Genomic DNA, 23,655 nt, shown 5'->3' with positions numbered 1-23,655 from the left:
ACCGTCGTTTTGCGATTGTCATTCCCGACCGATAGGCTGGGTGCGAACGAGGGGCTGCCTATGAAGAACCGGAACAGGACGATTGTCCGGCTGTCGCGTGCACTGCTGCTGGGGGGTGTGATCACGCTCACTTCCCTTCAGGCGGCCCAGGCCGAATGGCGGCGCGCCGAGACGGCCAACTTCCTGGTCTATGGCGAGGGCTCCGAGGGCGACCTGCGTCGCCACGCCGAGCGACTGGAGCGCTTCGACGCCCTGCTTCGCCGGCAGCTCAGCGTGCCGCCGATGGAAGGGGCGCGAAAGCTGCCCGTCTATCTGGTCCACACCAACAAGGACCTGCGCCAGGTGAACCCCAACCTGGCCGAAGGGGTCGCCGGCTTCTATTCGGCCAGCGAGACCGACGTCTATGCCGCGCTGAACCGGCGCGGCGGCGACGACATCCTGTTCCATGAATACGCCCACCATTTCATGTTCCAGAACTTTCCCGGCGGCTATCCGGGCTGGTTCACCGAAGGCTTCGCCGAATTCTTCATGACCGCCGCGGTCGACAATCCGGACAAGGTGACGGTCGGCTATTTCAATCCGGGCCGGCTGCGGACGCTGAACGAAGTCGACTGGATCCCGGTCGAGCAGTTGCTGACCAGTCGCCCCCGCGACCTTGAAAACCGGCGCGCACGCAGCGCCTTCTACGCCCAGTCCTGGCTGCTGACCCACTATATGTTCATGGACGCCGACCGGCGGCGCGGGCTGGACGCCTATCTGGCCGCCGTGGCGCGAGGGATGCCGCCGGTCGAGGCGCTTCAGACCCATCTGGGCCAAACGCCCGAAAGTCTGGAGGCCGCGCTGAAGGCCTATCTGCGCGGAACCATGAACTATGCGGAGATCCGCATGGCCGAAACGGCTTCGTCGGTGCGCTTCCAGGCCCTGCCCGCCAGCGCCGATCGGATGCTGCTGGACAGCCTGAACATCCGCTACCCCAAGGACGAGGCGGACGCTCAGGTCCTGCTGACGAAGGTGCGGAGCGACGCCGGCCGCTACCCCGGAGACAGACTGGCCCTGGTCACCCTGGGGCGGGCCGAACTGAACTGGGGAGACGCCGATGCCGGCGAGGCCGCCCTGACGCAGGCCCTGGCCGTCGCGCCCGATGATCCCGAGGCCCTGCTGTTGCTGGCCCGCGCCCGCATCAAGGCCGGGGATCAGGCGCCTGACACGCGTGTGGAACGCTATGTCGAGGCGCAGGCCTATCTGGCGCGTGCGCTGCAAGCCGATCCGACCGACTACCGCATCTATCTGGCCCTGGCCCGTATCCGGCGGATCGCGGACTCCTACCCCAACGACAATGACCTGCAGACCTGGCGCCTCGCTGTCGCCTATGCGCCCCAGGTCATGGGCGCCCGCGCCCAGGCCGCCGACGCCCTGCTGCACGTCGGCCGCCGCGACGAGGCGGCGGCCATGCTGACGCCCGTGGCCAACAACCCGCACGGCGGCGAGCATGTCGAGCGCGCCCGCGCCCTGCTGGATCAGATCCGAGGCGCGACGGGCGAAGTCGCCTCAGACTGAGGGCGCAGGCTCGGCCTCGGCCTCGGGCTTGGGGGCGATCTCGAAGCGGGCCATGAACCACTGGACCAGGGGGCCGTTGGCCAGGGCGTACAGGACGGTGCCGACGCCCGCCACGCCGCCCAGCATCCAGCCCATGGCCAGGACCGCGACCTCGATCGCCGTGCGCGCCCAGCCGATCCGCCAGCCGGTGACGCGCACCAGCCCCGTGGTCAGGCCGTCGCGCGGGCCGGGGCCGAGGCCCGCCCCGATATAGGCCGCCGTCGCTGCGCCGTTCAGCACGATGGCCGCCGTCAGGAAAGCGCTCCGCAGCGCCAGCCCCTCGATGGGCGGCAGAGCCCAAAGCGCCACATCCGCCGCCGTGCCGATCAGCAGGACGTTGCAGATGGTGCCCACGCCCGGCTTCTGGCGCAGAGGAATCCAGACCAGCAGGACCAGCAGCCCGACCAGGTTGACCACCATGCCGAGACTGATCCCGGTCCGCTCCGACAGGCCCTGATGCAGGACGCTCCACGGATTGAGGCCAAGGTCGGCGCGAACCATCAGGGCCAGCGACGCCCCGTAAAGCAGAAGGCCGATCTGAAGCTGGATGAAGCGACGCATGAACATGGGGCCATACAGTCGATAATTGGCCTTGTTTTATAGAGCCGCTTTCGTGACGATGGCCTTATGCGCGACCTCCTCGTCAACTCGGCCTCCCTGTCGCGCCAGCTGAACGGCTGGCGCGGGCCGGACGGCGAGCCCGCCTATCGCCGCCTGTCCGAAGCGCTGAAATTGCTGATCCTCGACGGACGGCTGTCGCTGAACGCGCGCCTGCCCGGCGAGCGGCGGCTGGCCGAGACCCTGGGCGTCAGCCGCATCACCGTCAGCGCGGCGCTGGACCGGCTGCGGGCCGAAGGTTTCGTCGTCAGCCGCACCGGATCGGGCAGCGTCACCGCCCTGCCCGCCAGCGCCGCCTCACGTCCCGTGCGGCTGGACGGGCCGATGCAGGGCGACGACACGCCCGGCGTCATCGACATGGCGACGGCCTCCATGCCCGCCGACGCACAGGTCCACGCCGCCTATGCCCGGGCGCTGGAGGCCCTGCCCGCCCACCTGCCGGGCCGGGGCTATGAGCCGGTAGGGATCGAGGCCCTGCGCCGCGTCGTCGCCGACCGCTATGGCGCCGAAGGCCTGGCGACCTCGCCAGATCAGATCGTGGTCACGGCGGGGGCGCTGGGGGCGCTGGCCATTCTGCTGCGGGCCACAACCCGGCCCGGCGATCGGGTGGTGGTCGAGCACCCCGGCTATCCCCACGCGCTGGACGCCCTGGTGCAGGCGGGGCTGGACCTGACGCCGGTGGCCATGACGCCACAGGGCTGGGACATCGACGGGATGCTGGCGGCCATCGCCCGCGTCCGCCCGCGACTGATCTATCTGATCGGGGCCCACCAGAACCCGACCGGCCATGTCCTGTCGGCGGACGACGAGGCCGCGCTGGCCGCCGCCGCCGCCCGCGTCGGCGCCCTGCTGGTGCTGGACGACACCCTGCGCGAGCTGTGGTTCGAGTGCCCGCCGCCGCCGCCGGTCGATCATGGCCCGCACGTGATCCGGCTGGGCTCGACCAGCAAGCCCTACTGGGGCGGCCTACGGGTCGGCTGGCTGCGCGCCCACGCCGAGGTCATCGACGTGGTGATCCGCCGCCGTCCTTCGCTGGATCTGGGGGTGCCGGTCATGGAGCAGCTGGCCGCGGCCGTCCTGCTGAGCGGCGATCCCGCGCCGCTGGAGGCGCGACGTGGCGCCATCGCACGGCAGGAGGCCCATCTGCGCGCCCGCCTGGCCGAGGCCCTGCCCGACTGGAAGACCCGTCGCCCCGACGGCGGCCTGTCGCTGTGGGTCGAACTGCCCCGGGCCGACAGCACGCGTCTGGCCTTGGCCGCGCCGGACCACGGCGTGCGCATCGCGCCCGGCGTACGGTTCGGCGTCAACGGCGCCTATGAGCGCTTCCTGCGCCTGCCCTTCAGTCGCCACGAGGCCGATCTGGACCGCGCTGTCGAAGGGCTGGCCGCCGCCTGGAACACCCTGGACCGCCGCGCGCCGCGCAAGGCCGTGAAGCGCGTGGACGCCGAGCCGGTGATCTAGCCCCGCCGTTCCAGTCCGAAGGTCATGGCGAACATCAGCACGCAGACCGCGCTGGACGCCAGCAGAGCCAACGCCGCCGAGCGGTCCAGCAGGACGCCGTAGCTGAGCGGCGCCGCCGCCTGAAGGAAGCGCGCAGGGGTCAGGATCAGGGCCTGACGGGTGGCGTAGTTTTCCTTGCCGAACAGGTGCAGCGGCAGGACGCCCGAGGCCACGGACAGCAGGCCGTTGCCCGCGCCCTGCCCCAGAGACACGGCCCCGGCCAGCGACTTGCCGCCGAAGAAGGCGATGGCTGCGCCCAGCGGGTGCAGCAGGGTGGCGAAGCGCAGGACAAGCACAGGCGAGCCCTTGCCCGATGTCAGAAAGGACAGCAGCCGCACGACCACCGCCGCGCCCGCCATCAGGCTGGCAGCCACCGCCGCCTCGGCGGGTTCCAGTCCCAAGCGCCCCAGCAGACGCGGCAGGTGGGCGCTCATGGCCGTGGCGATCCACCAGGCCCCGGCGAACAGCACCGCCAGCCGGATCATCCGCCCGTCCCAGCGCACCCGCCCGGCCTCGGCTGACGGACGCGGCCCGGCGCGACCGTCCGGCAGCAGGGTCAGATAGAGGGGCAGGCAGACCAGCAGATGCAGCCCCGCCCAGCCGAAACAGGCCCCGCGCCAGCCGACCGCCTCGATCATGGCCAGGGTCAGGGGCCAGCCCAGCGCCCCGCCGAAAGCGCCGATCAAGGACACGGCGGTGATGGGCTTCTTGGCCTCCTCGCCGTGGAGGGCGACCAGAACCGCGAAGGCGGGACCATAGAAGCCGACCCCCATGCCGATCCCCAGCGTCAGGATGGAGGCGACCATGCTGACCGGCCCCTGCGACAGGCCCAGCCCAGCCAAGCCGAGCGCGAAGACCACGGAGGCGACCGCCAGGACCTCGCGCCCGCCGCGCCGGTCGACCCAGCGTCCGCCGAAGGGACTGAGCCCCGCCGAGATCAGGAAGGCCCCCGACAACCCCGCGAACACCAGTGACGGCGTGGTCCCCGTCCCCGCCGCCAGCGGCTCGGCCAGCACCCCCAGCAGGTAATAACTTGAAGCGAAGGCGACGATCAGGCCGAAGCCGAGGACGGGAACGATCAGGCGAGAAGCAGAGGACGACATAGACCGCTCTGATCCCCGCATTGCCGCCGGGGCGAAAGCGACCTATCGGGAAGGGCATGTTCGAAAACCTCACATCCGGCGCCGCCCTGCCCTCGCTGAATGCGCTGCGGGCCTTCGAGGCCATGGCGCGGACCGGCAGCGCCACCCTGGCGGGCGCCGAACTGAACGTGACCCACAGCGCCGTCAGCCGTCAGGTCAAGGCGCTGGAGGCCCAGATGGGGGTGCGGCTGTTCGAGGGGCCGCGTCACGCCCTGACCCTGACACGGGCGGGCCGCGACCTGCTGCCCGGCCTGACCGCCGCCTTTGACGGCGTCGCCGCCGCCGTGGCGAGAGCGCGCAGCGAGGGTCAGGACCTGCACGTCGCCGTCAACGCCAGCCTGTCGGTCAAATGGCTGATCCCGCGTCTGGCCGACTTTGGACGGCGGCACCCCGAGATCCGGGTGCATCTGGTCGAACTGGCGCCCCATGCGGTCAGCCGGCGCGGGGCCGATGTGGTTCTGCGCCTGCTGGACCCCGAGCGGATCGAGACGCTGAAGGCCGAACGGATCATCCCCAACGCCGTCGGCCCCGTCATCGCGCCTTCCCTGGCGGGCGAGGACCCGCGCGCGGCCGTGCTGAGCGCGCCGCGCCTGACGGCGCGCACCCACCCCAGCGGCTGGAGGGACTGGTCGACGCTGAGCGGGCGCCGCTCGACAGCCACATCCGAACGCCCGGTCGCCCACCTGCACTTCGTTCTGGACGCGGCCCTGGCGGGCTGGGGCGCGGCGGTCCTGCCCTGGGCCCTGGCGGCGGAGGCGGTGCAGGACGGACGACTGCTGGCGCCGTTCGGTTTTCACGCCGACGACGGCGCCGTCGCGGCCATTCCCGGCGCAGGCGAGGCGTCGCGGGCGCGGCGCGCCTTCGTCCGCTGGCTGGTCGATCAGGGCGCCGCCATGCCCCTGGCGCCGGGTCTCGCGCCGGCAGCGAATTGACTGCAACCTGAAGCTTTACTGAACACGTCTTTCATCCGACACACGACCGTGGTTCTCTAGGGGGATGCGGCGCCGGGTTTTCATCCTCGTCGGGGCGCCGTGGAGCTTTTGATGTTCATCGCTGTCGTCACCGCCGCGCTTGCGGTTCTGGGTCCGGCCCAGACGACCCGGCTCGTCTCCTACGACGAGGCGGTGCGGTGCGCCGGGCTGACCCAGGCGGCGTCGGAGCTGGAAGGCGGCGAAAGCCGCTACGGCCGCACCCTCTATGACGCCGCCCTCTATTGGTCGCTGGCGGCCATGCAGGCGGCGACCGCCTCGGGCCGCGACCCCGTCGCCGCCGAGAACGACCAGACCCGCGCCCGCCTCGATTCGGTGAAGCGCCTGTCGGCGGGCGAGACCGAGGCCCGCACCGTGCTCACGCGCTGCCGTCAGAAGACCCCGCGCCTGGGCTGACCGCGCCGCGGCGGACGCCGCGCCGATTTCGTCCATATGCTCAAGTCGAACCCATCCCGCGGCGCTGCGTTTGCTTGTGCATCCGCAGGATCGCCTCCGCGATCCCGAAGCGGGACGACGAAGGCCAGCGATGTTCGAATTCGGCAGAGATCTGCGACGGTTGTTCGAGAAGGCGCGCGACAGCGACGATCTCGGCTGGCTGGAGCTGATCGGCCTCGGTCTGGTCGAGGTCGAGGCCCGTCAGCAGACGGTCGACGCCGGTCGCGTCTCCTGCCCCCGCCCGCATGACGCCGCCCTGCGGGCCTCGGCCCTGTGGCGCGAGCACGCCCGCCGCTGCGGCGCCGCGACCAGTCTGGACAAGGCCGAGACCGCTGCGCGCGACGCCGCGCGCCACGCCCGCAACGACGACGAAACCATCCGCGCCGCGCTGGAACTGGCCCAGACCGGGATGATGGCGTTCGACCTGTGCGGCGAGCCCGACCGCCTGGACGCCATCCTGACCCTGCTGGCCGCCCTGCCCCCGGCCCGACGCGGCGACACCGCCTCCGTGGTCGCCGCCCTGCACGCCCGGCTGCGGGCGCGGCAGGCTTCGCTCTCGGGCGAGACGACGGCCCTACAGGAGGCCGCCGCCTTGCTGGACGCCGCCCTGCACGGCCTGAAAGGGCATCAGCGCCCGGTCGAGGACGAGCTGCGGATGGACCGCGCCGCCCTGATGCTGGAAGCCGGACTAGCCGCCCGCGACCCCCGCATGCTGGATCAGGCCGGCGCCGACCTGCGCGCCCTGGTCGAGGCCGCCACGCCGGAACAGCGCCCGCTCAGCCGCGCCCGCGCCCTGGCCCTGTGCGCCGCCGGGATGGCGGCCCTGGCGGCCATCGCCGACGATGTCCTGGCCCGCGATCAGGCCCACGCCCTGTTCGACGCCGCCGCCGACCAGTTCACCCCCGACCACAGCCCGCTCGACTGGGCCGCCATCCAGGTGCTGCGCGCCGAGCGCGAGACCCTGCCCCTGCTGGTTCTGGTTCAGGCCGAGGCCCTGACCGAGGGCGGCGGACTGGTGCTGGGCGCCCTGGCCCACGAACGCCGTGTGGCGCAAGAAGCGTCGCGCGCCGGATCGGTCGGCGACCTGCCAGCCCTGCTGGAGATCGAAAGCGGCCTGCGTCGACGCCTGACCCGTCCCTCGGTGCTGGCGACCCCGCTGGACTGGGCCTCGGACCAGATCGGCATGGCCCGGATCGCCCTGGCCCGCGCCCGCTGGACCGGCCAGACCCCGCGCGGCCTGGGCCTGATGCTGGTCGAGGCCGCCGCCACGGCCCGCGAACATGGCGCCCCGGCCCTGGCCCAGCGCGCCGAACGTCTGGCGCGGACGCCGGAAACCGCCTGAGCCCTTACGCCGCAGCGGCCTTGACCCGGCCCCATTGGGCGCCTAGCTGACGGGCTTCGCTGAAAGGCCCCTTACCGTGACCGATCAAATGACCGCTGACGCCGCCGCCGACCCCGTCCACGCCTTCATCGCCCAGACCGTGGCCGAACATGACGTGGTCCTGTTCATGAAGGGCACGCCGGACGCGCCGCGCTGCGGCTTCTCCTCGCTGGCGGTGCAGATCCTCGACCACGTGGGCGCGGCCTTCGTCGGCGTCGACGTGCTTCAGGACGAAGCCCTGCGCGACGGCATCAAGAGCTTCACCGACTGGCCGACCATCCCGCAACTCTACGTCAAGGGCGAGTTCGTCGGCGGCTCGGACATCGTGCGCGAAATGTTCCAGGCCGGCGAACTGCAGGCCCTGATGGTCGAGAAGGGCGTCGCCCTCGGCGAGGCCTGAGACCGGATGGCCCGGCCGCAGCTGGCCCCGCGCGACGACCGCGAGGTCTTCGTCGTCCCGCTGGACGTGCGGCCGGAGCACATCGACGAGAACAACCACGTCAACAACGTCGTCTATGTCGGCTGGCTGCAGGACGTCGGCACGGCCCACTGGAACGCGCGCTTCGACGAGGCGACGCGGGCCAAGTGGTCCTGGGTCGCGCTGAGGCACGAGATCGACTACCTGCGCGCCATCGCGCCGGGCGCGACCGGCGTCGTCGCCCGCACCTGGGTCGGCGACCCACAGGGGCCGCGCTTCAATCGCTACGTCCGCATCGAGGACGGCGAAGGCCGTCTGTGCGCGCAAGGCGTCTCTGAATGGTGTCTGGTGGACGCCGCCACCCTGCGCCCCGCCCGCATCCCGACGGAAATGCTGGGGCCGTTTTCGGCCTAGCCAAGGCCTGAGCCTGCCCTTTCCTCCCTGTTGCACGGCAACAGGGAGGAAAGACCTGGCGTTTCTTACAGGCTGATCGGGTTCAGCACGCGCACGTGCTGGCCGGTCGTCAGGCCCAGTTCGGCGTAGGTCCAGCTGACGGCGACGCCTTCACGGACGATGGCCTTGCACAGGTCCGGCGCGCGACGGATCAGGCTAAGTTCGGCCGGGTCCGTGTCCTTGATCTTGACCTCGAAGCTGGAGGCCTCGGTGCAGCCGTTGGAGCCGACCACGACGGTCAGACGCTGGCCGTCGAAGTCGACCTTGCGGACGGCTTCCAGGACTTCGGCCTGAGCCACGACCTGGTTGTTGATGTTGACCTTCCGCTCCCCGCCATCGCTCGAATAGATGACGCAGCCGCCCAGCAGCGGCAGCAGGGCGACGGCTGCGACGGCTGCCAGACGCATCAGTTGGCCTCGGCCGGGGTCGAGTGGATGACGCGGGTGGTCGGCTTGTCGCTGGCGATGATGATGCAGCCCGACAGCATGGGCGCGGCGACAGCGGCGACGGCGAGAGCGATGATGAGACGGCGCATAGGTGTTCCCCTTCTTTGCTGGCGGCAAACTGCCAGCGTCGCCGTTCCATATCACGTGAATAATCGGAAAGGCGGGGGTTGAACGGAACAGCCACAGTCATAGCTACTGTGACCCGCCTCCCCACCCCCTGTATCCGGGGTTGAACCGAGAGATCCAGAATGAGCCTGCTGTTCACCCCGCGCGCCGTCGGGCCGCTGACGCTGAAGAACCGCATCGTCGTCGCGCCGATGTGCCAGTATTCGGCGGTGGACGGCCTGCCCCAGCCCTGGCACGCCCAGCACATCGGGCGGCTGGCCCTGTCGGGCGCCGGACTGGTGGTGATCGAGGCCACGGGGGTCGAGGCGGCGGGCCGCATCTCCTGGGCCGACACCGGCCTGTGGAACGACGAGCAGGAAGCCGCCTTCGCGAAGATCATCCGCGACATCCGCACCTATTCCGACACCCCCATCGGCATCCAGCTGGCCCACGCCGGACGCAAGGCCTCGACCAATCCGCCGTGGATCGACCGGGGCGGCCCCGCCCCCGCCGACAAGGCCTGGGAGACGTTTTCAGCCTCAGCCCAGGCCTTCAAGCCCGACTGGCACACCCCGACCGCGCTCGATCAGGCGGGCATGGACCGGGTGGTTGAGGCCTTCGTCGATTCGGCGAAACGCGCTGACCGCGCAGGGTTCGATCTGGTCGAGTTGCACGCGGCCCACGGCTATCTGCTGACCCAGTTCCTGTCGCCGCTGTCGAACGAACGGACCGATGAGTTCGGCGGTTCGCTGGAGAACCGGATGCGTTTCCCGCTGCGCGTGGCCCAGGCCCTGCGCGACGCCTGGCCCCGCACCAAGGCCCTGGGCGTGCGCTTCAACGGTTCGGACTGGACCGAGGGCGGGATCACGGTCGAGGAGGCGCAAGCCTTCGGCGCCGCGCTTCACGCCATGGGCTACGACTATCTGCACCTGACCAGCGGCGGCAACATCGCCACGGCCCGCATTCCGGGCGACCAGCCCAACTATCAGGTCGCCTTCGCCGAGGCGGTCAAGGCGGCGGCGCCCGAGGCCAATGTCATGGCGGTCGGCATGATCGTCACCCCGCAGCAGGCCGAAGACCTGCTGGTCGAGGGCAAGGCCGACCTGATCGCCCTGGCCCGCGCGGTGCTGGACGACCCCAACTGGGGCCACCACGCCGCCGTGGCCCTGGGCCTGCCCGAAGGCCTGCCCGTCCAGTACGAACGGGCCGGCGCCGGACACTGGCCGGGCTATGCGACGGCGCGCGCGGCCTTCGCCTGAGCCTCGCCTGACGGCGCCGTCGTCACTGCGGCGGCGCCATTGGCCAGGGCGTCGGCTTCCGGCTGAGGCCGGCCCAGCAGATAGCCCTGCACCTCGTCGCAGCCCTGATCGCGCAGGAAGGCCAGCTGCTCGGCCGTCTCGACGCCCTCGGCCAGAACCGGGATCGACAGGCTTTCGCCGATGGTCAGGACGGCGCGGATGATGGCTCGCGACTGGGGCGCGGCGCCGTCCAGCTCGGTCATGAAGGAGCGGTCCAGCTTGATCTTGTCGAAGGGGAAGGCCCGCAGCGTCGACAGCGACGAATAGCCGGTGCCGAAGTCGTCCATGGCGATGGTGACGCCCAGGGCCTTCAGCTGACGAAGCACATGGGTGGTGCGCTCCATGTCACTGATCATGGCCGTCTCGGTGATCTCCAGCTCCAGCCGCGAGGCGGCCAGCCCGGTCTCCAGCAGAACCTGATGCACCAGACGCGGCAGGTCGACATGGCCCAGTTGCACCGGCGACAGGTTGACGGCGATACGATGCGGCTCGGGCCAGGCGGCGGCCTGACGGCAGGCCTGACGCAGCACCCATTCGCCGATCGGCAGGATCAGACCCGTCTCCTCGGCCACAGGGATGAAGTCCGACGGCGGGATGTTGCGGCCGTTCTCGTCCTTCCAGCGCAGCAGGACCTCGTAGCCGATGGCCTTGCCGGTCTCGACCGAGGCCTGGACCTGATAGTGCAGCTCGAACTTCTCGTTATCCAGGGCCTCGCGCAGGGCCTGGGTGACGCGGCGGCGGGCGCGCACGGCCTGATCCATGTCCGCCTCGTAGAAGCAGATGTCGACCGTCAGCGAGCCCTTGGCCCGGTACATGGCCAGGTCGGCGTTGTTGATCAGGGTCGACAGGTCGTCGGCGTCCTCGGGCCACAGCGACACGCCGATGCTGGCGCCGCACGACAGGTCGGCGTGTTCGATGGTGACCGGCCGAATGACGGCGGCGCGCAGGCGCTCGGCCACGGCCTGGGCCTCGGCGCGCGAGGCCACGGGCGCCATGGCCACGAACTCGTCCCCGCCCTGACGGGCCACGAACTCGCCATCCTTGACCGCTTCGCGCAGCTGCTCGGCGATACGGCACAGCAGCTTGTCGCCGACGGCGTGGCCGTACAGGTCGTTGACCTCCTTGAACCGGTTCAGGTCCAGGGCGAACAGGGCCAGGGTCTGGCCCGACTTGAGGGTGGCGGTCTGGCGGCTGAGGCGCTCCAGGAAGGAGGCGCGGTTGGGCAGGCCGGTCAGGCTGTCGTTGCGCGCCAGATGGGCGATGCGACGCTCCTGGGCCTGGCGGGCCCGCAGGTCGCGCACGGAAAACAGCATGACCTCGCCCTCGCTGGCGTGGTCGCGCTTGGCCGCCAGCTCGACCGGCAGGATCTCGCCCGTGAGAGTGGACAGCGACGACTGGACCATGTCTCCGTCGACCAGACGGGCGACGTCCTCGGCCCATCGCGACAGGCTCTGGCCGACCACGGCCTCGCGCTCGGCGTCGAGAAGCTTCAGCAGGGCGGCGTTCAGGGCGATGATGACGCCGTCGCGCTCGACCGCCATGCCGTCGACGCTGCCCTCGATCAGATGTTGCAGGCGCACTTCGGCCTGGCCCCGTGACTGGCTGTCCAGGGCATAGCTGGCGGCGCCGGCGCCCAGCACCAGCAGGCCGACGCCGGCCACGCCGATGGCCAGGATATGCTTGGCGTCGTCGCCCGTCAGCGCCCCGTCCAGCGGCGCGAAGGGCAGGATGGTCATGGCCGACATGGCCGTGAAGTGCAGCACCACAATGCCCAGCACCATGAAGAGAATCGCCAGCCAGCGCCCCTTGACCGTCGGCCACAGCTTGTCGGCCTTGAAGGCCAGGGCGGCGAATACGACCGAACCGACCACGGCGACCACCACATAGGGGACCGACCACTGGATCACGGCGTCGACGGCGAAGGCGCCCATGCCGATGAAGTGCATGGCGGCCACGCTCAGACCGAACAGCACGCCGCCGACCAGGCCCGATCCCGGGAAGCGTTGCGCCGCCACGAACTGGGCTGTCCCCGACCCGAGGATGGCGACCAGCAGCGACAGGCCCGTCAGGCCCGGCTCATAGGCAACGGCGATCCCCGGCTCATAGGCGATCATGGCGACGAAATGGGTGCACCAGACCGTGGCGCCGCCCGCCACCGCGCCCAGGAAGATCCAGGCGGCGCGGGCGCCGGCCCGCGTGCTGCGGACCCGTTTCAGCAGGCTGATGGTGATCCAGCTGCCCAGCACGCAAACCAGCGCGGCCAGGGCGACCAGCGCCAGGTTATGGGCGTTGGTCAGACAATCTACGATACGCATGGAATCCGAACGGAGAACGCGACAGGGGGGATCGGGTCTCTAGCGGCCCAATCCTTAATCGCCCGTCGTCCGGCATGGCTAACGAAGCCTTGCCGCCAGAACGCGGATCAGTTCGCCTTGACGTCCTGACGCATCATGTAGGGGTTGTTGACCGACACCTCGGAGCCCGGCTCCAATCCCAGTTCCTCGAAGGACCACTGCAACTGCACGCCCTCGGACTTGACGTCCGAGCAACGGTCCTCGTCGAGCCGGCGCAGGGTGATGACGGCGCTGTCGCGCAGCCGGGTGATGAAGGGTTTGACATCCGCCTTGCTGGTGCAGCCGTTCGAGCTGACCCAGAAGACCGCCGTGTCGCGCGTGAAGGCGGCCGCGTGGATCGGCTCCAGCTGGCCCGGCATCCCGGCAGTCGACACGGCGCCGGTCGAAGCGCAGCCAGACGCCAGGACGGCGACAGCAGCAAGGGCGCAGAGGGCGGCGGTTCGTCTCATCTCGGCCTTCCGGGGGCGGATCATGGTCCACCCGGTCAGAATGCGCTGCTTCCTTCCGCAAGGGAACAGCGGATGCTGAATAAGAAAGAAGCCCCGGTTTTCACCGGGGCTTCCATCAACTCTATCGTCGATCGCCTGAAATCAGGACGAGTAGTATTCGACGACCAGGTTCGGTTCCATCTTGACCGGGTACGGCACGTCGGACAGTTCCGGCACGCGCACGTAACGGACCGAGAAGCCGCGGTCGCCCAGTTCCAGATAGTCAGGCACATCGCGTTCCGACGACTGCTGGGCTTCGAGCACCAGAGCCATGTTGCGCGACTTTTCCTTGACCTCGATGACCTGGCCCGGCTTGACGCGGTACGAACCGATGTCGACCTTCTTGCCGTCGACGGTCACGTGGCCGTGGCTGACGAACTGGCGAGCGGCCCAGACGGTCGGGACGAACTTGGCGCGGTAGACGATGGCGTCCAGACGCGATTCCAGCAGACCGATCAGGTTTTCCGAGGTGTTGCCCTTACGACGACCGGCTTCGTCGTAGATGGCCGAGAATTGCTTCTCGGTGATGTTGCCGTAGTAGCCCTTGAGCTTCTGCTTGGCCTTCAGCTGCAGGCCGAAGTCCGAGACTTTCGACTTGCGGCGCTGACCGTGCTGGCCGGGGCCGTACGAACGCTTGTTAACCGGCGACTTGGCGCGGCCCCACAGGTTTTCACCCATGACCCGATCAAGTTTGTACTTGGCGCTATGGCGCTTGGACATAAGTCACTCTTCATGCTGATGCGGCCCGGCCCCTCCCCGATTGGAGCGGCGATCTCAACGGCGGTCCACGCATCGTCCGTAGTCAATCTGCGCCTCGGGCCGATACCCGATGCGAGAAGGGCGGGCTTATGAGGCCGGCAGGCCCGAGAGTCAATGTCGGCGCGGGTTCAGACCCATGCCGCACGGATCGCAGACTCCGGTTCTGGACCATTCCTCACGGTTCCGCCGCCGAACAGTGGCGAAACCGCTATCAAACTGAGCCGCGATCGTCGCACCCACGGCCTAGCTCGCCGCCCCGACACCAGTTCTTGTATCGGGGAGCCTTCCGCCCATGTCCGCCCATCGTTTCGCCGCCGCCGCCCTGCTGGCGACCACCGCGCTCTGCGCCCCCGGCCTGGCCCTGGCCCAGACCGCGCCCGCCGAGGCTGTCTCCGAGGTCGACGAGATCGTCGTCACCGGCCAGCGCGAAGCCCAGCGCGCCGCCATCGCCGTCAAGCGCCGCCAGTTCGAGGTCATGGACGCCGTATCGTCGGACGACATCGGCAAGCTGCCGGACCACAACACCGCCGCCGCCCTGCGCCGCATCCCCGGCGTCTCGATCATGGAGGACCAGGGCGAGCCGCGCTGGCCGATCCTGCGCGGTCTGGCCTCGACCTATAACCGCACCACCATCGACGGCGCCTTTGTCGGCTCGGTCGACGAAAGCGCCCGCACCGTGCCGATGGACATCGTGCCCTCGGTCATGGCCGGCCGGCTGGAGGTCATCAAGACGGTGACGCCCGAGAACGACGGCAACGCCATCGGCGGCGTCATCAACGTCCGCACCCGCAGCGCCTTCGACCGCAAGGGCCCCTTCTTCGACGGCATGGCCTCCTACGGCGTCTATGAGCGCAGCGGCGACGTGCGCAACGACGATCCGTCCTACCGTCTCAGCTTCGCCACCGGCCGCCGCTTCGGCGCCAACGACGAATGGGGCGTGGTGGTCGGCGCCTCGCACGAACAGCTGGACTACGACATCCCGCAGGTCGAGGTCGCCGCCCCGTCGGTGCGCGAGTACGACGCCGCCGGCAAGCCGGTGGACTCGGGCGCGGCCAGCGGCAACGGCATCCAGGTGCCGACCCAACACCGCCTGTTCTGGTACAACAACACCAAGCAGCGCTCGGGCCTGAACGGCAAGCTGGAATGGCGTCCGAACGACGACTTCCGCTGGGAGGCCTCGGCGCTGTGGGCCAGCATGGAGGACGACGAGGAGCGGATCGAGTTCCGCACCGAGCCCAACGGCAATGTGTCGAACCAGACCCAAACCTCGGGAACCTTCGCCGCCGGACGCAACATCGTCGGCCTGAACCAGCCGATCACCAAGCGCGAGATCGGCCTGCTGCGCACCGGCTTCGAGTGGAACGCCGCGCCGCTGTGGACCCTGGACGGCGACCTGTCGTGGTCGACCGCCGCGCTGGAGACGCCGAACACCTCGTATGAGTTCCGCACGGCGGCCAATTCCAGCTTCGGCTTCAACTACGACACCAGCGACTTCTTCCCCGTCTTCACGCCGACCAACCCGACGGCCTTCCGCGACGCCAAGCTCTACAACCTGCAGCAACGCCGGGTGTCCCTGACCGCCAGCGACGAGGACACGGTGCAGGCCCGCTTCAACGCCGCCTTCGACGACGGCGGCTTCGACCGCAACCTGAAGGTCAAGTTCGGCGGCCTGCTGCGCTCCAGCGAGCGGTCCTTCGCCAGCAGCCGCGTCGACTACAAGACCGCGCCCGGCTTCGCCTTCACCTTCGACGAGGTGGACGTCGCTGGCCCGAGCGAGCTGATCCAGGGCCGCTATGACCTGGGCGCCCGCATCGACGCCGGTCTGGCCGAGCGCTTCTTCGAGGCCAACCGCGACCGCTTCATCGCCACGACCTCCCTGCCGACCGGCGACTATGACGTGACCGAGGACGTCTACGCCGCCTATGGCCAGGCCAGCTACCGGATCGGCGACGTCACCGTCCTGGGCGGCCTGCGCTACGAGAAGACCGAGGTGGAGTCCCAGGCCGTGCGCAACACCGGCGGCGTCCTGACGCCCGCGCACAACCAGGGCGGCTATGAGAACTGGCTGCCCAGCGTCCACCTGCGCTGGGACCTGCGCGAGGACATGGTGGTGCGCGCCGCCTGGACCAACACCATCGGCCGTCCGGACTTCGGCTCGCTGGCCGCCAGCGAAAGCCTGAGCTTCGACGGCTCGCAGCCGACCCTGTCGCGGGGCAACCCCAATCTGGAGCCGCGCGAGAGCGAGGGCTTCGACCTGTCGTTCGAATACTACCCGACGGACGGCCTGGTCTCCGTCGCGGTCTTCAGCAAGTCGATCGACAACGAGATCTTCAGCCTCAGCTCCGTCCAGCGCATGGACGTGGGCCGGGGTCTGGAGGACGTTCTGGTCTCCACCCCGATGAACGCCCAGTCGGCGGAAATCCGCGGCATCGAACTGGGCTTCCAGCAGGCCCTGACCATGCTGCCGGCGCCCTTCGACGGCTTCGGCGTCAGCGCCAACGCCACCTTCCTGGACACCGAGTTCACCTTCCTGACCTCGGCGGGCGAGCGTCATACCGGCCTGTTCCAGCAGCCGGACACCACGACCAACGCCTCGATCTACTACCAGCGTGGCCCGCTGGAGGCGCGGATCTCGCACAACTATGTCGGCGGCTTCCTCGAGACCATCAACGACACCATCCCCAACGCCGACCAGTACTGGAAGGGCCGTCACCTCTATGACGCCTCGATCAGCTGGCGCTTCGACAACGGCATGACGGTCTTCGTCGAGGGCCAGAACCTGAACGACGCGGGCCGCCGCGAAGTGACCGGCCCGAACAAGGGCTATCTGCAGGAGTCCGCCGAATACGGCCGCACCTTCTGGGTCGGCCTGTCCGCCAGCTTCTGATCCCCTTCAGGCCGCCCTTCCAGACTGGAGGGCGGCCTTCCTCTTCCAGAGACCTGCCCATGTTGACCGCCGCCCTCGCCGCCCTCGCCCTGACCGCCTCCGATCAGGCCGCCCCGCCCGCCCCCGCGCCTGCCCTCGCTGGACAGATGGAAACCGTCCGCCGCTATCCGTCCGACGCGCGTCAGGGCGTGGCCGTCGGCCCCCATGACATCTACGCCGTCTCCAACTGGTCCCTGACCCGCTACGACAAGGCGACCGGGCAGAAGAAGGCCGCGTGGTCGGGCGATCCCAAGCGCTTTCCCCACATCAACTCCTGCACCCTGATCAGCACCGAACTGGTCTGCGCCAGCTCCAACTTCCCCGGCACGCCCCACGTCAGCACGGTCGAGGTCTTCGATCCGCAGGACCTGCATCACATCCGCAGCGTCGCCCTCGGTTTGGGCACAGGCTCCCTGACCTGGATCGAGCGTCACGACGGGGCCTGGTGGGGGATGTTCGCCAACTATGACGGACGCGGCGGCGAGGCCCCGCGCGACCACCGCCACACCACCCTGGTCCGTTTCGACGACCAGTGGCGGCGCACCGAGAGCTGGGCCATCCCCGCCTCCATCCTCGAGCGCATCGCGCCGATGAGCATTTCGGGCGGCGGCTGGGGGCCGGACGGTCGGCTCTACCTCAGCGGCCACGACCACCCCGAGCTCTATGTCGTCGCCTTCCCCGAGGGCGGCGGGGTGCTGGATCACGTCGAGACCCTGGGCATGGAGGCCGAGGGTCAGGCGGTCGACTGGGACGAAAGCGAACCGGGCGTCCTCTACGGCATCACCCGCCGCACCCGCGAAATCCTGGCCATGCGTCTGCCCTGACCGGTGGAAGACCGCGCATGAAAAACGGCCCCGGAGATGTCTCCGGGGCCGTTCTCTTTTGGACCGGTCGCTGTCGTCAGGCCTTGGCGGCGGCGTACAGTTCGTTGACCTTGTTCCAGTTCACGATGGACCAGAAGGCGGCCAGGAACTCGGCGCGGCGGTTCTGGTACTTCAGGTAGTAGGCGTGCTCCCAGACGTCGGCGACCAGCAGGGGCGCGCCCTTTTCCTCGGCGAAGTCCATCAGGGAGTTGTCCTGGTTCGGCGTCGAGATGATCTTCAGCTTGCCGTTCTGCACGATCAGCCAGGCCCAGCCCGAACCGAAGCGGCCCAGACCCGCCGCGTTGAAGGCCTCCTTGAAGGCGTCCATGCCGCCCAGGTCGGCGTCGATGGCGGCGGCCAGCTCAGCCGAGGGTGCGCCGCCCGTGCCGACGGGGGCCAGGCCGTCCCAGAAGAAGGTGTGGTTCCACACGCCGCCGGCGTTGTTGCGCACGGCGACCGGCAGGGTCGACATCTTGGCGAACAGTTCGTCGAACGACTGGCCTTCGACGCCGGCGGCGGCCACGGCCTTGTTCAGGTTGTCGACATAGGTCTGATGGTGCTTGTCGTAGTGGAAGCTCATCGTCTCCTTGTCGATGGCGGGCTCCAGGCCGTCGTGGGCATAGGGCAGCGGGGGCAGGGTGAAGGCCATGGGGAGCTTCCTCTTCGGCGTTTGGATTCGTCTGGCCCCTATCTAGGGCGGCGCACGAAAGACCCAAGCCTTTAGCGCGGCCTTTGTTCAGTTTTTCGCTCGAGGAGGGCCGATTGGGAACCGTACGGGCGAAATACCCGTTTCCCCAAGGTCATTCCGACGTCTTCGAGAGCCCTCCCGAAAGGAGGATCGCCATGCCCGTTCGTTCCCTCCGCCGGCCCGCTCCCCTGACCGACGCCGAAGCCGAGACTCTGAGGCTGCAACTGTTGGAGATCATCCCGCGCCTGCGCCGTCACCAGTTGCTCGACCTGGCCGACACCCTGCACGACGCCGCCCGCGAACGCCGCGGCGCCGAACCGCGCCATTTTGATCTGAGGGTGTGAGGCTGCGCTCCAACCACTATAGGGTTGAAGGTCGAAAGCGGCTGCGTTGAATGTCCGCTAAGGGTGGAAAGCGGACATTGCTTATCCTAGACATCATGGGATGCTCGACGCCCTTTCTCTTGCTGCCTTCGATCTCTGTGAGGAGGTCCGTGATGGACGCTGGGATGCTGCTCTAAAGCTTGTTTCGAACGGCCAGCCCGCCGCCAGTCTGGAAGTTCTCGAAGAACTTCGTAGCCGCTGCCCCGGGCACAGCTTCGAGGAGTATCAGCGGGCGATAGCAAAGGGCATGTTCGTCTCTCGCTGAAGAGGCTGCCTATTCAAAAAGTGGCTTCCGCTTCCTTGGCCTTAGCGCGGTTTAGCAGCACCAACTGAAGCGCGAGCCAAGGCGCGAAGGCGAGGGTTTGAAGCGTAATGGATATCCGCGCGTCTATAGGGCCGCTGGAGAACGCCAAAGGAACCGCGCAAAAAACGAACGCCACGGTGAAAGCCCAGAAAATGCGCTTTTGGGTGCGGCCCATGCGGCTGAAAATCCACATGGCGATCGTGCTGACGACCGCCGCGTACAGAAGCGCCGCCAGAGACGCGCCAAGCCAAAAACCGATATTCATGTCCGCAGGATGAAACGGCTAGCGAATGTCCGCAACGGGTCGATTTGCGAAATTGGCTACCGACCCGAAAACAGACTCGCGCGTCCAAGGCCACCCCGCCGTCGTCCCGGCCGTAGCAAAGCGGAGAGCCGGGCCCCAGGCGCCCGCTCCTGCCGCAACGGCGCTTGTGATCCGCCGCCTGGGTCCCGGGTTCTGCTGCGCAGCCCCGGGATGACGGCGGGGCGGCGATCAGCCCGCGTGCAGTTCCTGCTTCACGCGCTCGGCCAGGGTCTTGATGTCCAGCGGCTTGGGCAGGAAGGAGACGCCCGTCTCGTCCTGCAGCAGGTCCGAGAAGTCGCTCTCGGCGTAGCCCGAGATGAACATGACCGGGGCGTCGCCGAGGAAGGGCCGCGCCTTGCGCAGCAGGGACGGACCGTCCAGCCCCGGCATGATGACGTCGGAGATCATCATGTCGATCTGACCCGCCCATTCCTCGGCCAGGATCAGGGCCTCCTCGCCGTCGCAGGCCTCGATCACCTCATAGCCGCGCTGGCGCAGCAGACGGGCGGCGATGCCGCGCACGGCGGCCTCGTCCTCGACGAACAGGATGCGGCCCGCGCCCGACAGGTCGCGCGGCGCGGCCTTGACCACCTTCTCGACCACCGGGGCGGCGACCAGTTCCTCGGCCGAGGCGGCGGGCAGGAAGATGCGGAAGGCGGCGCCCGCGCCCTCGATATTCGAGACGCTGATGTGGCCGCCCGCCTGCTGGACGATGCCATAGACGGTGGCCAGGCCCATGCCGGTGCCTTCGTTGACCGCCTTGGTGGTGAAGAAGGGCTCGAAGATCTTGTCGACCAGTTCGGACGGCACGCCGGGGCCGGTGTCGGAGACCTCGATCAGGGCGATCTCGCCGGCGGCCTCGCGCCAGCCCATGTCGCGGGCCTGAGCCTCGGTCAGACGGCGGGTCTTGATGGTGACCACGCCCGCGCCCGGCTCGACCACGCCGCGCATGGCGTCGCGGGCGTTGACCGCCAGGTTCATGACGGCGGTTTCCAGCTGGCTCTTGTCGGCCAGGACCAGCGGCATGTCGCGGCCGTAGTCGGTTTCCAGACGGACGTCCTCGCGCAGCAGGCGACGCAGCAGGACGGCGAACTCGCCGACCAGTTCGCCCAGGTCCAGACGCTCGCGCCGCACCGTGGACTTGCGCGAGAAGGCCAGCAGCTTCCTGACCAGATCAGCGGCGCGGATGCCGGTCTGGCGGATCTGGTTCAGCCCGTCATAGGAGGGATCGCCGACCGGGTGACGCTCCAGCAGCTCGGACAGTTGCATCTGGATGGCGGTCAGCAGGTTGTTGAAGTCGTGGGCCACGCCGCCCGCCAGCTGGCCCACGGCCTGCATCTTCTGGGCCTGCGACAGCTGCAGCTCCATCGACTTCTGCGACGAGACGTCGAACAGCCAGACGCGGCGCTTGTCGCCTTCCGGCGCGACATAGAGGTGCAGGTGGCGGTCGGGATAGGCGCGCGCCACCAGCTCGATCGGGCCGGAAGACCCCGCGGCCAGCTTGGTCTTGGCCTCGGTCACGCCCGCCAGGTCGAACAGGTGGCCAAAGGCGGCGTCGCCAGAGGCGGCGGGGCCGGTCAGGACGGCCAGGGCCGCGTTGGAATCCTCGGCCTTGCCCGCAAACAGGTCGTCGCCGGCAATCACCGTCGAGCCGAAGGGGGCGCCGGCGGCCATGGCGCGGGCCTCGCCGCTGACCTTGGCGGGAGCGGCGACGGGGGCCGTCTGCGGCACCGGCAGGACGGCGTCGGGGGCGGCGCGGACCAGGAAACGCCCCTGCCCCGCCTGACCGATCAGGACCTCGATCTCGCGCGCGCCGATCTGGACGATGGCGCGGCCCTGATGACCTTCGCGGGCCTGGGCGAAGGCCATGTAGAGAGCTTGCGCCGACTTGCCGCGCGGAAGGGCGGTGACGGCGCCGTTCTCCTCGGCCCAGGCGGCGTTGTAGGCCAGGACCTGACCGGACGGCCAGACCAGGGCGGCGGGCTCGGCCATGGCGTCCAGCATCTCGACCGCCGTGTCGCCGTGGGCGCGGCGCACTTCGGCCCGGCCGAAGGCGAACAGCCAGATCAGGGCCGTGGCTCCCGCCGCGAAGATCAGGATCAGGCCCGGCGCCGTGAAGGCGTTGGCCCGGAACGCCGGATAGACCATGGCCGCGACCGCCAGGGCGAAGCCCAGCGCCATCACCACCAGCAGGGGATCAAAGGTCGGACGGCGCGTCGCCGCCGCCTTCGGCCGGGAAATCGTCATGGCGTCCTGCCCGCGCGAATCATTAACCATCAGCATACCGAAGCTCGTTCCAGCGCCCTAGCGGGAGAGCGATCCTCCCCTGCAACGCGGGGGAGGATCAAGCGGACGCGCCTCACCGCCGCTTCCGTCCCTGCATGACGAAGCCGATCACCTTGGCCGCGGCCTCGAAGTGTTCGCGCGGGATGACCTCGTCGACATCGACCGCGGCATAGAGGGCGCGGGCCAGGGGCACGTTCTCGACGACCGGCACGCCGCTCTCCCTGGCCAGCTCGCGGATGCGCAGAGCCACCGCGTCGACGCCCTTGGCGACGCAGATGGGGGCGGCGTCGCCCTGATCCGGTTCATAGCGCAGCGCCACCGAATAGTGGGTCGGGTTGGTGACGATGACGGTGGCGGTCGGCACGGCCTGCATCATGCGTTGGCGGCTGCGCTGCATGCGGATCTGACGCAGCTTGCCTTTGACGTGGGGGTCGCCTTCGGTCTGCTTGAAGTCCTCCTTCATCTCCTCCTTGGTCATCCGCATCCGCTTGGCGAAGCGGAACTTCTGCCAGATGAAGTCTGCCCCGGCGGTGAAGCCCAGGAAGATCAGGGCGGCGATCATCAGCGACCCCGCCAGATCGCGCGCGAAGGGCAGGATCGCAGCCGGGCTCATGGCGGCCAGGTTCTCGAACTCGCGGGCATGGGGCTTCAGCACCCACCAGCACACCGCGCCGATAGCGATCAGCTTGAGGAAGGTCTTGATGAACTGGACGATGCCGTCGGGGCCGTAGATGCGCTTGAAGCCCGACAGCGGGCTGAGCGTCGACCACTTGGGCTTCAGCTTCTCGGCGGTGAACAGGAAGCCCGACTGGGCCAGATTGCCCCCCACCCCGCCGATGATGACCGCCAGCATCAGGGCGGCCAGAAAGGGCGTCACGGCCCAGACGGCGCGCATGCCGATCTCGACCCCGGCCCCGGCCTGCAGCCCGCCGATCATGGCGTGGGGCTCGGCCAGGAAGGGCAGCATGTCCTCGGCCATCTGCTGCGAGAAATAGCCGCCGCCGATCAGCAGCACCGCCACCGCGCCCGCCAGGGACATGGCCGCCGCCACGTCCGGCGACTTGGCGACGTCGCCCTTCTTCCGCGCTTCCTCAAGTTTTCGCGGGGTGGCCTCTTCGGTTTTCGACTCGGGATCGGAACCTTCAGCCAAGGCTCCCTCCCGTGAACACCCGCGCCAGGGCGCGATAGCGGTCGATGAAGATGGTCCCCATCACGCCGAGGCTCAGCGCGAAGATCGAAAGGCCCAGCAGGACGCTGAGCGGGGCGGCGGCGAAATAGACCTGAAAGGCCGGCATGACCCGGGCGATCAGGCCCGAGGCCAGGTTGAAGATCAGGGCGAAGACCAGCACGGGCGCCGACAACTGGACCCCCAGCATGAAGCTCTGCCCCAGCGTCCGCACGGCCATCGCGGCGAAGTCCGACGCGATCATCGGCTTGGCGGGCGAGATGGCCTCGTAGGAGCCCAGGATGCCGGCGATGAACAGGTGGTGGGTGTTGGTGGCGAAGATCAGCGTCACCCCCAGCAGCATCAGAAAGGCCGACAGAGTAGAGCCCGGCGAGGCCTGAAGCGGGTTGGCCGTCTGGGCGAAACCGAGCGTCGTCTGCTGCGAAATGATCTCGCCCGCCGTGACCAGGGCCGTCATGAAGCTGCGCAGGATGACGCCGATGGCCAGGCCGGTCGCCACCTCGCGGATGATCCAGCCCACCATGCCGCCCAGGGTCGGCGGCAGGGCCGGCAGGGTCCCGGCCACCAGCGGCCACATGACCAGCGACAGCAGCAGGGCCAGCGACAGGCGCACGCGCGGCGGGACATAGCTCTCGCCGATGCCGGGGATGGTCATCAGGATCGCGCCGATCCGCGCGAAGATGAGGCCGCCGGCCCAGATCTGATCGGCGGTGGCGTAGGATTCCATGCGGCG

Annotated in this window: 24 protein-coding genes; 12 read left to right on the top strand and 12 right to left on the bottom strand. The window is 69.1% G+C overall.

Annotation, left to right across the window (positions count from 1 at the left end; translation table 11 throughout):
- Window positions 1-60: 60 nt before the first annotated feature.
- Window positions 61-1,557 (top strand): DUF1570 domain-containing protein, encoded by a 1,497-nt coding sequence (locus ACIQTU_RS04105; RefSeq protein ID WP_400542702.1) that lies wholly within the window; start codon window positions 61-63, stop codon window positions 1,555-1,557.
- On the opposite strand, the gene ACIQTU_RS04100 is transcribed toward ACIQTU_RS04105, so the two are convergent.
- Window positions 1,549-2,157, bottom strand: a complete 609-nt coding sequence (locus tag ACIQTU_RS04100) for a YitT family protein (RefSeq protein ID WP_400542699.1) — start codon at window positions 2,155-2,157, stop codon at window positions 1,549-1,551. The two genes, ACIQTU_RS04105 and ACIQTU_RS04100, sit on opposite strands and share 9 nt — an antisense overlap.
- 66 nt (window positions 2,158-2,223) lie before the next feature.
- On the opposite strand from ACIQTU_RS04100, the gene ACIQTU_RS04095 reads away from it, so the two are divergent.
- A complete protein-coding gene (locus ACIQTU_RS04095) occupies window positions 2,224-3,675 on the top strand; it encodes a PLP-dependent aminotransferase family protein (RefSeq protein WP_400542697.1) in 1,452 nt (483 codons plus the stop codon).
- Here the strand turns inward: ACIQTU_RS04095 and ACIQTU_RS04090 are convergent.
- Complete coding sequence (locus tag ACIQTU_RS04090; protein ID WP_400542694.1) at window positions 3,672-4,817, bottom strand: MFS transporter; 1,146 nt, start codon at window positions 4,815-4,817, stop codon at window positions 3,672-3,674. The genes ACIQTU_RS04095 and ACIQTU_RS04090 overlap by 4 nt on opposite strands.
- Before the next feature lie 56 nt (window positions 4,818-4,873).
- Between ACIQTU_RS04090 and ACIQTU_RS04085 the strand changes: the two genes are divergently transcribed.
- The 5 genes from ACIQTU_RS04085 to ACIQTU_RS04065 all read left to right on the top strand — a co-directional run bounded on the left by ACIQTU_RS04085 (window position 4,874) and on the right by ACIQTU_RS04065 (window position 8,493).
- Window positions 4,874-5,788 carry a LysR substrate-binding domain-containing protein gene (locus tag ACIQTU_RS04085; RefSeq protein ID WP_400542692.1) on the top strand — a complete coding sequence of 305 codons (915 nt, stop codon included), beginning with the start codon at window positions 4,874-4,876 and terminating at the stop codon, window positions 5,786-5,788.
- 111 nt (window positions 5,789-5,899) lie between these two features.
- Window positions 5,900-6,241 carry a hypothetical protein gene (locus tag ACIQTU_RS04080; protein WP_400542689.1) on the top strand — a complete coding sequence of 114 codons (342 nt, stop codon included), beginning with the start codon at window positions 5,900-5,902 and terminating at the stop codon, window positions 6,239-6,241.
- A 130-nt stretch (window positions 6,242-6,371) separates the two neighbouring features.
- A complete protein-coding gene (locus ACIQTU_RS04075) occupies window positions 6,372-7,622 on the top strand; it encodes a hypothetical protein (protein ID WP_400542686.1) in 1,251 nt (416 codons plus the stop codon).
- Window positions 7,623-7,710: 88 nt separating this feature from the next.
- A complete protein-coding gene (grxD, locus tag ACIQTU_RS04070; RefSeq protein WP_296177740.1) occupies window positions 7,711-8,061 on the top strand; it encodes a Grx4 family monothiol glutaredoxin in 351 nt (116 codons plus the stop codon).
- 6 nt (window positions 8,062-8,067) lie between these two features.
- Window positions 8,068-8,493, top strand: a complete 426-nt coding sequence (locus tag ACIQTU_RS04065) for an acyl-CoA thioesterase (protein WP_400542684.1) — start codon at window positions 8,068-8,070, stop codon at window positions 8,491-8,493.
- Between the two features lie 65 nt (window positions 8,494-8,558).
- Here ACIQTU_RS04065 and ACIQTU_RS04060 read toward each other — a convergent pair whose 3' ends face one another.
- Both ACIQTU_RS04060 and ACIQTU_RS04055 read right to left on the bottom strand, forming a co-directional pair.
- A complete protein-coding gene (locus tag ACIQTU_RS04060) occupies window positions 8,559-8,939 on the bottom strand; it encodes a hypothetical protein (RefSeq protein ID WP_400542681.1) in 381 nt (126 codons plus the stop codon).
- Window positions 8,939-9,067, bottom strand: a complete 129-nt coding sequence (locus ACIQTU_RS04055) for a hypothetical protein (protein ID WP_400542678.1) — start codon at window positions 9,065-9,067, stop codon at window positions 8,939-8,941. The genes ACIQTU_RS04060 and ACIQTU_RS04055 overlap by 1 nt, the downstream gene beginning before the upstream one ends.
- Before the next feature lie 159 nt (window positions 9,068-9,226).
- Between ACIQTU_RS04055 and ACIQTU_RS04050 the strand changes: the two genes are divergently transcribed.
- Window positions 9,227-10,342, top strand: a complete 1,116-nt coding sequence (locus tag ACIQTU_RS04050) for an NADH:flavin oxidoreductase/NADH oxidase (RefSeq protein ID WP_400542675.1) — start codon at window positions 9,227-9,229, stop codon at window positions 10,340-10,342.
- On the opposite strand, the gene ACIQTU_RS04045 is transcribed toward ACIQTU_RS04050, so the two are convergent.
- From ACIQTU_RS04045 to rpsD, 3 genes are all read right to left on the bottom strand, one after another.
- The gene (locus ACIQTU_RS04045; RefSeq protein WP_400542672.1) at window positions 10,312-12,696 is read right to left on the bottom strand and encodes an EAL domain-containing protein; all 2,385 of its coding nucleotides are present in this window, start codon (window positions 12,694-12,696) and stop codon (window positions 10,312-10,314) included. The two genes, ACIQTU_RS04050 and ACIQTU_RS04045, sit on opposite strands and share 31 nt — an antisense overlap.
- A gap of 107 nt (window positions 12,697-12,803) precedes the next feature.
- Window positions 12,804-13,184 (bottom strand): hypothetical protein, encoded by a 381-nt coding sequence (locus tag ACIQTU_RS04040; protein ID WP_400542670.1) that lies wholly within the window; start codon window positions 13,182-13,184, stop codon window positions 12,804-12,806.
- Between the two features lie 141 nt (window positions 13,185-13,325).
- A complete protein-coding gene (gene rpsD / locus ACIQTU_RS04035; RefSeq protein ID WP_400542667.1) occupies window positions 13,326-13,943 on the bottom strand; it encodes a 30S ribosomal protein S4 in 618 nt (205 codons plus the stop codon).
- A gap of 331 nt (window positions 13,944-14,274) precedes the next feature.
- On the opposite strand from rpsD, the gene ACIQTU_RS04030 reads away from it, so the two are divergent.
- The gene (locus ACIQTU_RS04030; protein WP_400542664.1) at window positions 14,275-16,869 is read left to right on the top strand and encodes a TonB-dependent receptor; all 2,595 of its coding nucleotides are present in this window, start codon (window positions 14,275-14,277) and stop codon (window positions 16,867-16,869) included.
- A gap of 59 nt (window positions 16,870-16,928) precedes the next feature.
- The gene (locus ACIQTU_RS04025; protein WP_400542661.1) at window positions 16,929-17,732 is read left to right on the top strand and encodes a hypothetical protein; all 804 of its coding nucleotides are present in this window, start codon (window positions 16,929-16,931) and stop codon (window positions 17,730-17,732) included.
- Between the two features lie 76 nt (window positions 17,733-17,808).
- Here the strand turns inward: ACIQTU_RS04025 and ACIQTU_RS04020 are convergent, their stop codons facing one another.
- On the bottom strand, window positions 17,809-18,420 hold the full coding sequence (locus ACIQTU_RS04020; RefSeq protein WP_400542658.1) for a superoxide dismutase: 612 nt from the start codon (window positions 18,418-18,420) through the stop codon (window positions 17,809-17,811).
- 194 nt (window positions 18,421-18,614) lie between these two features.
- Here ACIQTU_RS04020 and ACIQTU_RS04015 point away from each other — a divergent pair, with 194 nt between their 5' ends.
- Together ACIQTU_RS04015 and ACIQTU_RS04010 are read left to right on the top strand one after the other, a co-directional pair.
- Window positions 18,615-18,803 (top strand): hypothetical protein, encoded by a 189-nt coding sequence (locus tag ACIQTU_RS04015; RefSeq protein WP_400542655.1) that lies wholly within the window; start codon window positions 18,615-18,617, stop codon window positions 18,801-18,803.
- Window positions 18,804-18,903: 100 nt separating this feature from the next.
- Window positions 18,904-19,107: a hypothetical protein gene (locus ACIQTU_RS04010; protein WP_400542652.1), complete on the top strand. Its 204-nt coding sequence runs from the start codon at window positions 18,904-18,906 to the stop codon at window positions 19,105-19,107.
- A gap of 13 nt (window positions 19,108-19,120) precedes the next feature.
- On the opposite strand, the gene ACIQTU_RS04005 is transcribed toward ACIQTU_RS04010, so the two are convergent.
- The 4 genes from ACIQTU_RS04005 to fliR all read right to left on the bottom strand — a co-directional run bounded on the left by ACIQTU_RS04005 (window position 19,121) and on the right by fliR (window position 23,649).
- Complete coding sequence (locus ACIQTU_RS04005) at window positions 19,121-19,411, bottom strand: hypothetical protein (protein ID WP_400542649.1); 291 nt, start codon at window positions 19,409-19,411, stop codon at window positions 19,121-19,123.
- Between the two features lie 228 nt (window positions 19,412-19,639).
- Complete coding sequence (cckA, locus tag ACIQTU_RS04000) at window positions 19,640-21,727, bottom strand: cell cycle histidine kinase CckA (RefSeq protein ID WP_400543759.1); 2,088 nt, start codon at window positions 21,725-21,727, stop codon at window positions 19,640-19,642.
- A gap of 82 nt (window positions 21,728-21,809) precedes the next feature.
- Window positions 21,810-22,886 carry a flagellar biosynthesis protein FlhB gene (flhB, locus tag ACIQTU_RS03995; protein WP_400542647.1) on the bottom strand — a complete coding sequence of 359 codons (1,077 nt, stop codon included), beginning with the start codon at window positions 22,884-22,886 and terminating at the stop codon, window positions 21,810-21,812.
- Window positions 22,879-23,649, bottom strand: coding sequence for a flagellar biosynthetic protein FliR (gene fliR / locus ACIQTU_RS03990; RefSeq protein WP_400542644.1), 771 nt, complete (start codon window positions 23,647-23,649; stop codon window positions 22,879-22,881). The genes flhB and fliR overlap by 8 nt, the downstream gene beginning before the upstream one ends.
- Between the last annotated feature and the right edge of the window lie 6 nt (window positions 23,650-23,655).

Origin of the sequence: Brevundimonas sp. NPDC090276 (genome assembly GCF_044772165.1) — a bacterium.
Classification (GTDB): Bacteria; Pseudomonadota; Alphaproteobacteria; order Caulobacterales; family Caulobacteraceae; genus Brevundimonas.
The sequence above is the reverse complement of the archived record's forward strand: the minus strand, read 5'-3'. Positions and strand labels throughout refer to the sequence as shown.

Bases quoted from the DNA above. Each gene is read 5' to 3' on its own strand.
- ACIQTU_RS04105 (WP_400542702.1), top strand. From the start codon at position 61: ATGAAGAACCGGAACAGGACGATTGTCCGGCTGTCGCGTGCACTGCTG.
- ACIQTU_RS04100 (WP_400542699.1), bottom strand. From the start codon at position 2,157: ATGCGTCGCTTCATCCAGCTTCAGATCGGCCTTCTGCTTTACGGGGCG.
- ACIQTU_RS04095 (WP_400542697.1), top strand. From the start codon at position 2,224: ATGCGCGACCTCCTCGTCAACTCGGCCTCCCTGTCGCGCCAGCTGAAC.
- ACIQTU_RS04090 (WP_400542694.1), bottom strand. From the start codon at position 4,817: ATGTCGTCCTCTGCTTCTCGCCTGATCGTTCCCGTCCTCGGCTTCGGC.
- ACIQTU_RS04085 (WP_400542692.1), top strand. From the start codon at position 4,874: ATGTTCGAAAACCTCACATCCGGCGCCGCCCTGCCCTCGCTGAATGCG.
- ACIQTU_RS04080 (WP_400542689.1), top strand. From the start codon at position 5,900: ATGTTCATCGCTGTCGTCACCGCCGCGCTTGCGGTTCTGGGTCCGGCC.
- ACIQTU_RS04075 (WP_400542686.1), top strand. From the start codon at position 6,372: ATGTTCGAATTCGGCAGAGATCTGCGACGGTTGTTCGAGAAGGCGCGC.
- grxD (WP_296177740.1), top strand. From the start codon at position 7,711: ATGACCGCTGACGCCGCCGCCGACCCCGTCCACGCCTTCATCGCCCAG.
- ACIQTU_RS04065 (WP_400542684.1), top strand. From the start codon at position 8,068: ATGGCCCGGCCGCAGCTGGCCCCGCGCGACGACCGCGAGGTCTTCGTC.
- ACIQTU_RS04060 (WP_400542681.1), bottom strand. From the start codon at position 8,939: ATGCGTCTGGCAGCCGTCGCAGCCGTCGCCCTGCTGCCGCTGCTGGGC.
- ACIQTU_RS04055 (WP_400542678.1), bottom strand. From the start codon at position 9,067: ATGCGCCGTCTCATCATCGCTCTCGCCGTCGCCGCTGTCGCCGCGCCC.
- ACIQTU_RS04050 (WP_400542675.1), top strand. From the start codon at position 9,227: ATGAGCCTGCTGTTCACCCCGCGCGCCGTCGGGCCGCTGACGCTGAAG.
- ACIQTU_RS04045 (WP_400542672.1), bottom strand. From the start codon at position 12,696: ATGCGTATCGTAGATTGTCTGACCAACGCCCATAACCTGGCGCTGGTC.
- ACIQTU_RS04040 (WP_400542670.1), bottom strand. From the start codon at position 13,184: ATGAGACGAACCGCCGCCCTCTGCGCCCTTGCTGCTGTCGCCGTCCTG.
- rpsD (WP_400542667.1), bottom strand. From the start codon at position 13,943: ATGTCCAAGCGCCATAGCGCCAAGTACAAACTTGATCGGGTCATGGGT.
- ACIQTU_RS04030 (WP_400542664.1), top strand. From the start codon at position 14,275: ATGTCCGCCCATCGTTTCGCCGCCGCCGCCCTGCTGGCGACCACCGCG.
- ACIQTU_RS04025 (WP_400542661.1), top strand. From the start codon at position 16,929: ATGTTGACCGCCGCCCTCGCCGCCCTCGCCCTGACCGCCTCCGATCAG.
- ACIQTU_RS04020 (WP_400542658.1), bottom strand. From the start codon at position 18,420: ATGGCCTTCACCCTGCCCCCGCTGCCCTATGCCCACGACGGCCTGGAG.
- ACIQTU_RS04015 (WP_400542655.1), top strand. From the start codon at position 18,615: ATGCCCGTTCGTTCCCTCCGCCGGCCCGCTCCCCTGACCGACGCCGAA.
- ACIQTU_RS04010 (WP_400542652.1), top strand. From the start codon at position 18,904: ATGCTCGACGCCCTTTCTCTTGCTGCCTTCGATCTCTGTGAGGAGGTC.
- ACIQTU_RS04005 (WP_400542649.1), bottom strand. From the start codon at position 19,411: ATGAATATCGGTTTTTGGCTTGGCGCGTCTCTGGCGGCGCTTCTGTAC.
- cckA (WP_400543759.1), bottom strand. From the start codon at position 21,727: ATGGTTAATGATTCGCGCGGGCAGGACGCCATGACGATTTCCCGGCCG.
- fliR (WP_400542644.1), bottom strand. From the start codon at position 23,649: ATGGAATCCTACGCCACCGCCGATCAGATCTGGGCCGGCGGCCTCATC.